General features: G+C 66.3%; 8 protein-coding genes. All 8 read left to right on the top strand.

All coding sequences use genetic code 11. From position 1 onward, the window contains the following. Positions 1-194: hypothetical protein (locus QAT43_RS13290; protein WP_305043569.1), on the top strand; the 194-nt coding region annotated here is incomplete at its 5' end. Positions 195-205: 11 nt separating this feature from the next. Further along, positions 206-691 carry a formylmethanofuran dehydrogenase subunit E family protein gene (locus QAT43_RS13285; protein WP_305043568.1) on the top strand — a complete coding sequence of 162 codons (486 nt, stop codon included), beginning with the start codon at positions 206-208 and terminating at the stop codon, positions 689-691. A 9-nt stretch (positions 692-700) separates the two neighbouring features. After that, entirely contained in the window at positions 701-1,657 is a 957-nt protein-coding gene (locus tag QAT43_RS13280; RefSeq protein ID WP_305043567.1) for a permease, read from the top strand. Positions 1,658-1,722: 65 nt separating this feature from the next. Further along, positions 1,723-2,766 (top strand): hypothetical protein, encoded by a 1,044-nt coding sequence (locus QAT43_RS13275; protein ID WP_305043566.1) that lies wholly within the window; start codon positions 1,723-1,725, stop codon positions 2,764-2,766. Then, complete coding sequence (locus tag QAT43_RS13270) at positions 2,760-4,619, top strand: outer membrane protein assembly factor BamB family protein (protein ID WP_305043565.1); 1,860 nt, start codon at positions 2,760-2,762, stop codon at positions 4,617-4,619. Before QAT43_RS13275 ends, QAT43_RS13270 begins: the two co-directional genes overlap by 7 nt. A gap of 49 nt (positions 4,620-4,668) precedes the next feature. Next, a complete protein-coding gene (locus QAT43_RS13265; RefSeq protein ID WP_305043564.1) occupies positions 4,669-6,015 on the top strand; it encodes a right-handed parallel beta-helix repeat-containing protein in 1,347 nt (448 codons plus the stop codon). Between the two features lie 32 nt (positions 6,016-6,047). Next, positions 6,048-6,653, top strand: a complete 606-nt coding sequence (locus tag QAT43_RS13260; RefSeq protein ID WP_305043563.1) for a glycine betaine ABC transporter substrate-binding protein — start codon at positions 6,048-6,050, stop codon at positions 6,651-6,653. A 19-nt stretch (positions 6,654-6,672) separates the two neighbouring features. After that, positions 6,673-7,414, top strand: a 742-nt coding sequence (locus QAT43_RS13255; RefSeq protein WP_305043562.1) for a DUF362 domain-containing protein, incomplete at its 3' end; no start/stop codon positions are given.

Genomic DNA, 7,414 nt, shown 5'->3' with positions numbered 1-7,414 from the left:
GCTATGTCGGCTGGGATATCGAGAGCTTGTGCAAGCGCGCCACGGTCAACGCCATCAAGGAGGATGCGACGGTGGTGACCCAGGCCCATTTCGAGCGGGCGCTGCGCGAAATCCGCCAGTTTCTCACCCCCGACATGACGGCCAAGTACTACCAGATCCGCGAGAAGGATTGTCCGCATCACTACGAATTCTAGGAGCGGCGTTCATGCAGCCCCTGCCGCCCGCCCAACTGTATGACGCGATTCGCTCGCGTCACGGCCATTACTGCCCCATGAGCACCCTTGGCGGGCGCATGGGCTTCGCCGGGCGGCGGCGTCTCGGCGACGGCCCCCTGCGCGGCGAATACCTGCTGCGCACCTGCGCGGTGGAAGGCATCGCCGTGGCCACGGGCTGCGAGGAGCCGGCCGGCACCCTGCGCGTGCGGGATGCCGGGCGCCATGTCTTGCTTTTGCGCTGCGCCTCGGGCGCGGGTTTCGAAATTGCCTTGCGTCCCGCGACCCTGGAGTTGGCCTGGCGGTACCGCCATCTCGATGAGGCCCTGGAGAGCGAGCGTGCCGCCCTGGCTCCGGCGGAACTGGCGCGACGCACCCGGGACAAGGACGCCTTTCTGGACGGGTTGCTGGCGCGCTTGCGCGCCCTGCCCGAGGATGAACTGCTGGACATCCGCCCCCTGGCGGCGGATTCCACCTGAGGGAGATGCATGCCTGACTCGGCGTTGTTGCAGGTTCTTTCGGTCATTCGCGATGAAATCGCGCGCATGTGGTGGTTCTTCCTGCTGGCCTGTCTGCTGGTGGGGGTCATCAAGGGCTACAAGCTCGACCTGAAAATCCGCAACCTGGTCAATCGCGCCGGCATCTGGGGCATCGTCCTGGCGGTGCTGGTCGGCATGGTGTCGCCCCTGTGCGCCTGCGGCATCCTGCCCATCGTCATTTCCCTGGCCATGATGGGCACTCCCCTGCCGCCCCTCATGGCGCTGCTCGCCACCTCGCCGACCATGGGACCCGACGCCCTGCTGCTCACCTGGCGCGGCCTCGGCGCCGAATTGGCCGTGTGGAAGATCGTCGGCTCGGGATTTCTCGGCCTGAGCGCGGGGCTGGTCACCCAGGCCCTGGTGCGCCAGGGCTATCTGGCGGGTGAATTGCTCAAGCTCAAGCCCGTCTTCCGCGAGGACGGCAGCCTCGCCAGCGCCGCCGAAATCGGCGCGGCCCACGGCATCGCCGTCAAGACCATGAGCATCAAGCCCCGGGAGAGCCGTCTGCGCTTCATACTCGACCGCACCCTCGACGCGGCTTTGTTCACCGGCAAGTTTCTGCTTCTGGCCATCGTGCTCGAAGCGCTGATCGTGACCTTCGTGCCCATCTCGTGGATTGTCGTGCTGGTCGGCCAGGAAAGCATCCTGTCCCTGGTCAACGCAGCGCTCATCGGCCTGCCCCTGCCCACCAACCAGATTCCCATCATTCCCATTCTCGCCGGCCTGCTGCAAAGGGGCATCGATCAGGGCGCGGCCCTGACCCTGCTCATGGCCGGACCGGTCACCAGCCTGCCGGCCATGATCGCCCTGGGCGGCATGTTCCAGTTTCGCGTGGTGGCGGTGTTTGTCGCCCTGGGGCTAAGCGGTTCGGTGCTGCTGGGCTGGGTCCACCAGGTGTTTTTCTGATGGAATCTCGTCGCCGCGTTTTTGCTGGTTGACGTTTTTTCGTCAGTTTCCCGGAGTTTTTTGCCATGCGTACCTTCTGTCCCGTCGTTTTTTTTCTGGTCCTGCAACTTCTATCCGGCAGCGCCGTCGCGGCGCAGGTCAAGGTGACGGGCAAGGTGGCCGGCCCCGATCGCCAGGGGGTCGCCGACATCCGTGTCGGCGCCTGGCCGGTGACGAGCCTGTCCCTGGCCGGCGCGCCACCCCATCTGGCCGCCCCCACGGCCAAGGACGGCCTGTTCGCGTTGAACCTTCCCGCGGAAGGCGAATATTACCTGGTCGCCCAGGGCGGCGGCTGGTTCAGTTTTTACGGGCGCAACCCGGTGCGTGTCACCGCCGAGGGGCTGAGCGAGATCCATCTTGGCCTGGTGCGCGAGCAGGAGCCGGCCTTCGCGCAGGATCGGTTTCAGCAGGAAGGGGTGATCGGGCAGGTGCTGCTCAACGGCAAGCCGGTGGCCGATGCCCTGGTGTACGTCTATCTCGATCCCTCCGGGCGGTTCAAGGGCATGGGCTACGGCATCCTCGGCCCCACCGACGCCGAGGGAATGTTTTCCAGCCCCCTGATGCCCGGCAGCTATTATTTCCTGGTGCGCAAGCGCCAGCAACCCACGGCGGTCGGTCCCCTGCAGGCGGGCGATCTGATCGGCTACTGGCACGGCAATCCCCTGCGGATCGAACCGGGCAAGCCGTCCCGCATCGCTATTTCCCTCCTCGAAGTGCCGGGGAAGGTCGATGAACTGCAGGGCAGCCTGTTTGGCCGCAACAGTATCGAGGGGCGGGTGCTCGATAAAAACGGCAAGCCCGTCGCCGGCATGCGGGTGCTGCTTTACGAGGATCCGCAGATGCTCAACCGGCCTCTTTTCGTTTCCCAGCCCACGGACGCCGATGGCCGCTATGTGCTCTCCTTTCCCTACGAGGGGCGCTTTTACGTCGGGGCGCGCAGCACCATCGGCGGGGCGCCGGAGCCGGGCGAACTGGTGGGCGCCTTTGCCGGCACGCCTGATTTCACCATTCGGGTCGAGGCGGGTGCGCATCTTAAGGACATCGACATTCGCGTGGAGGAAATGTGGTGAGGTTTTTTCCGGCGCTACTGCTGACGCTGCTGCTCGGGGCCTGTACCGCGTCGCGCCCCCTGCCGCCGAGTGAAGCGCCGCCCCTGGTGCTGGGGGATCTGGTGCTCGACCGAGATACCCTGTGGCAGGGGCGCATCCTGATTGACGGCGCCGTTCAGGTGCCGCGTGGCCTGACCCTGACCATCGCCCCCGGCACCGAGATCGCCTTCGTGCGCCGCGACCTTGATGAGGACGGGCTCGGCGACGCCACCCTGATGGTTGATGGCCGGTTGCTGGCCCGCGGCACGCGTGCCGCGCCGATCGTGTTCCGCAGCGCCGAAGCCGATCCCCAGCCGGGCGACTGGCTGGAAATCCACATCAATTTCTCCCCGGAAGTTCATCTCCAATATTGCGAAATCCGTGATTCCGCCCACGGCATCCACGCCCATTTCACCCGCGGCCTGGTCGAGAACAGCATCATCCGCCACAACATCGACGGCACGCGCCTGGGGCGCGCCCGCTTCACCATCCGCAACAGCCTCATCGAGCACAATCTGAGCAAGGGCATCAATTTTCGCGACTCCCAGGTGGAGGTCCGCGACAACATTCTTCGCTACAACGGGGCGGGGGTTTTTCTCTTCGAGATGGATCGCGATTCGATCATCCAAGGCAACAACTTCCACGACAATGAGTACCATGTTCGCCTCGGCGATTTTTTCACCGGCGCGGTGCGCACCGGCGAGAACTGGTGGGGCAGCAGCGACCCCTCGCAGATCGCCGCGCGCATTTACGACCAGGCCCTGGACCCCGACATCGGCACCGTCAGTGTCGTCCCGGCGGCGGCCTGGCTGGACGACACCGGGCCCCGCGACGCCCTGGCCCTCGAACCCCTGCGCCGCCATGAGACTCAGGGCTTTGTCGACGCGCCGCCGCTTCTGGCCGATGGCCTGATCCTGCATGCCTCCTGGGATGGGACGCTGCGCGCCCTGGACGGCAAGGGCCGGCAGCGCTGGCGACAAGCATTCGCCGACGTCCTCGACGCGCCCCTGGCCGGCGACGGCGAGCGGGTGTTCGGCCAGACCTGGGGACGCGAGGTGTTCGCCCTGGCCCTGGCCGACGGTCGCCCGCTGTGGCGCTTCACCTACGCCGAGTCCCCCGCCGACGATCATCGTCAGGGCGGCTTGGTGGTGGCCGGCGATCTGGTGCTGGTGCCGGCCTGGAATGGCACGCTCCATGCTTTGGATCGCAGCAGCGGCGCGCAGCGTTGGTCCTTCGATTCCGGCGCGGTGTTGCGCGCCGCGCCGGCGGTCGCGGCCGACCGCTGTTACCTGGTGGATGCCGCGGGCACGGTCAGCGCCCTGGATTTGAACGGGCGTCTGTTGTGGCGGCGCGGTCTCGACGAACCCCTGCCGGCCGCGCCGGTTTCGACACCCGAGGGCCTGGCGGTGCTGGGCAAGGAAGGCACCCTGACCCTGCTTTCGCCGCAGGGCGAGATTCTCTGGCGCCGTCCCTTGGCGGAACCCTGCTTCTACGCCGCGCCGGTTTATACCGAGGGCACGCTGTTGGTGGCCACCGCCGGAGCGGGACTCTGGCGGTTGAGCGCCGCCGACGGCAGTGTTCTCTGGCGCCGCCCCCTGGCCGGGCCGTCCTACGCGACGCCCCTGGTGCATGGAGGACGGATTTTCGTCGGGGACAACAGCGGCGTCCTTGAGGTCTTCAACCTGGAAAGCGGCGCCTCCCTGACCCGGCTGCAGGTCGGCGGCGCCATCCAGGGGGCGCCGCGCGCCCTGGGCGACCAGTTGCTGTTCGGCGCCCGTGACCAGGCTCTTCATGTCGTCAGGATCGTGGACGCTGAAATCACCGCCGAGGACTAGAGGGATCATGCCCGTTCGCTCCGTCCATGTCCGGCCTAGAAGGCCGGGGATGTCCGTTTTTTGCCTTCTGGCCCTGCTGCTGGTCGCGGCTGCTCCGGCTTCGGCCGTCCAGCAGGTCGCGGGTGAATTGCGCGGCGTCCACCGTTGGTCGGGGGAAGTCGAGCTGACGGGGCCAGTGGTGGTCGGGGAAGGGGCCGCCCTGGAAATCGCCGCCGGCACGCGCGTGCTCGCCGCCGCGACGGAAAGCCTCCTGCGCGTGCAGGGCACGTTGCAGGTGCTCGGAACCGCCCAAGCGCCGGTGGTTTTCGCCACGCCTCCAGGTTGGCGGGGCCTGGTCTTCGAGCGACCCCTGGCACCCCAGCTTATCCGCCATGGGCGGTTTTCCGGCGCGGCCACGGCCATTGACGCCCAGGCTGCGCAACTGTCCCTGGAGGGCGTGACCTTTCATCAGTGCGACCTGGCCGTGAAGGCGGTACGTGAAGCCCGCCTGGAAATCCGGGATGGCCGCTTCGAGGACAATCGGGTGGGAGTGGATGTCGAACTCAAATCCGAGGTTGTCATTCAGAATGGTCAGTTCATCGCCAATCGCGAGGCCGGGTTGCTCGCCGCCGGCGGCTGCCGCCTGACGATCAGCGACAGCCGGTTCGAGAACAACGGCAAGGGCCTGGGGCTGCTGCAGAAAGTCTCCGGCACCCTGCGTGCCAACCGCTTCGCCGCGAACGACAGCGCCCTGGCCGTCACCCGTCTCGGCGAGGGATTGGTGGTGAGCGACAATCTCTTTGAAGGCAACCGCGTGGCTCTTTCCAGTGCCACCTTCAGCCGGCCCCTGGTGACGGACAACCGGTTCGTGGGCAACGAGACGGCCATCATCAGTGACCAGTTCGCCAAGGGCGAGTTCCTGCACAACCTGTTTCAGGACAACCACACGGCCCTGAAAAATACCCGACGCGCCGATCCCTTGGTGGCGCGCAACGTCTTTGAGCGAAATCAGATCGCGGTTTTCTGTGATTTCGCCTCCTACCCGCGCGTGCAGAACAACAATTTTTTCGGTAACCTGCTCGCGGTCAAGCTCGGGGATTTCCAGAGCGCCGCCGGAGCCAGGCCGCCCGGCGCCCAGCGTGACGCGGAGAATGGAACCCAAGGCCCGATGGCGCCTTTGCCTTTCGCGGGGGAACAACCCTTGCAAGATTTTGTCGATGTCAGCGCCAACTGGTGGGGCGAGGATACGGTACTGCTCGCCGGCCTGGGTGAAACAGGCAATCCGCCGATCTTTTTTGACCGCCAGGACGCAACTGAGGTAAGATCCCCCAATGACTCCGCGGCCGGTGGTCCCATCGACTGGGTGCGCTTTCGCCCCTGGCTGATCGCTCCGGTGGCCGATGCCGGACCCCGCTGAGTCCTGGTTTTTTTGACGAAGGAGCTTGACCGATGAAATTTTGGATGAACGGAATCCTGACCCTGGCCCTGACCCTGCTGGTGCTTACCGGTTTTGGCCGCGAAGCCGCGGCCTGCGTGGGCAAGACCCTGACCATCGGCACCACCGGCGGACCGCAGCAGACCTTGCTGGCGGAGATGGTGGCGCTGCTGATCACCGAGCGTACCGGCACCACCGTCAAGGTGGAAACCTTTGACAGCTTCGAGCGCCTGCACCAGGCGCAGCTCAAGGCGGAGGTCGACATCACCATCGGCTATACCGCCCAGGGCCAACTAGACGTGCTGGGCGGCGAGCCCATCGCCGATGCCGCCGCCTTGTTCGAGGCGGTCAAGGCGCGCTACAACCAGGACCTCAATCTGGTGTGGCTGGAGCCCTTCGGCTTCGATCTCGGCGCCCAGGGCGCGGCAGGGATTCCCGATCAGGCCGCTCCGGTGGTGCGCAAGGACACCCTGCGCAAGTTTCCCGCTTTGGCGCGGCTCATCAGCCGGCTTGGCGGCACCATCAACGAGGACACCCTCGCCCGGCTCGAACAGCAGTCCCAGGCGCAGGGCGCGCGCGACGTGGCGCGGATTTTCCTGCGCGAAAACCGCCTGATCTGAATTTTTTCAGGAGTTTGCCATGACCTGTCTGGACCGGCGCGCCTTCGTGCGCCAGAGTCTGCAGGGGGCGTTGGCCGCGACGGCTTTCGGCACCCTGCCGGTGCTCGATCTGCTGGCGCTGCCGGCGCGGGCCGCGAGCGGTCCCGTGGCGGTCGCCGTGCGCAAGGGGGGCGACATCCCGCGACTGGTTACGGCAACCCTGGGAGCCCTGGGCGGGATGGAGCGCTTCGTGGGGCGCGGCGAAACCGTGGTGGTCAAGCCCAACATCGGCTGGGACCGCACGCCGGAGCAAGCCGCCAACACTGATCCGCTGGTGGTGCGCGCGGTGGTCGAGCATTGCCTGGAAGCCGGGGCGCGCAGTGTGCAGGTGTTTGACCGCAGCGCCAACGACGCGCGGCGCTGCTACGTCAATTCCGGCATCGAAGCGGCGGTGAACAGTCTCAAATCCGACCGCGTGCGGGTCGAACATCTGGATCGGCGCGCCTATCACGATATCGCCATCGAGAAGGGCGTGGAACTGACCACTTGGCCCTTCTACCTGCCGGCCATCGAGGCCGATCGCTTCATCAATCTCCCGGTCGCCAAGCACCATGGGCTCTCGACCCTCACCCTCGGGCTCAAGAACATCATGGGCGTGATCGGCGGCAACCGCGGGGTGCTGCACCGGCGGCTCTCCGAGTCACTCGCCGACATCAATACCGTGGTGCATTCCGACCTGACCCTCATCGACGCGGTGCGCATCCTGGTGGCCAACGGCCCGC

Source organism: Geoalkalibacter sp., from assembly GCF_030604225.1.
In the GTDB taxonomy this organism is placed as follows: Bacteria; Desulfobacterota; Desulfuromonadia; order Desulfuromonadales; family Geoalkalibacteraceae; genus Geoalkalibacter.
Note: the sequence above shows the minus strand (reverse complement) of the source record. Positions and strands in the feature narration are given on the sequence as shown.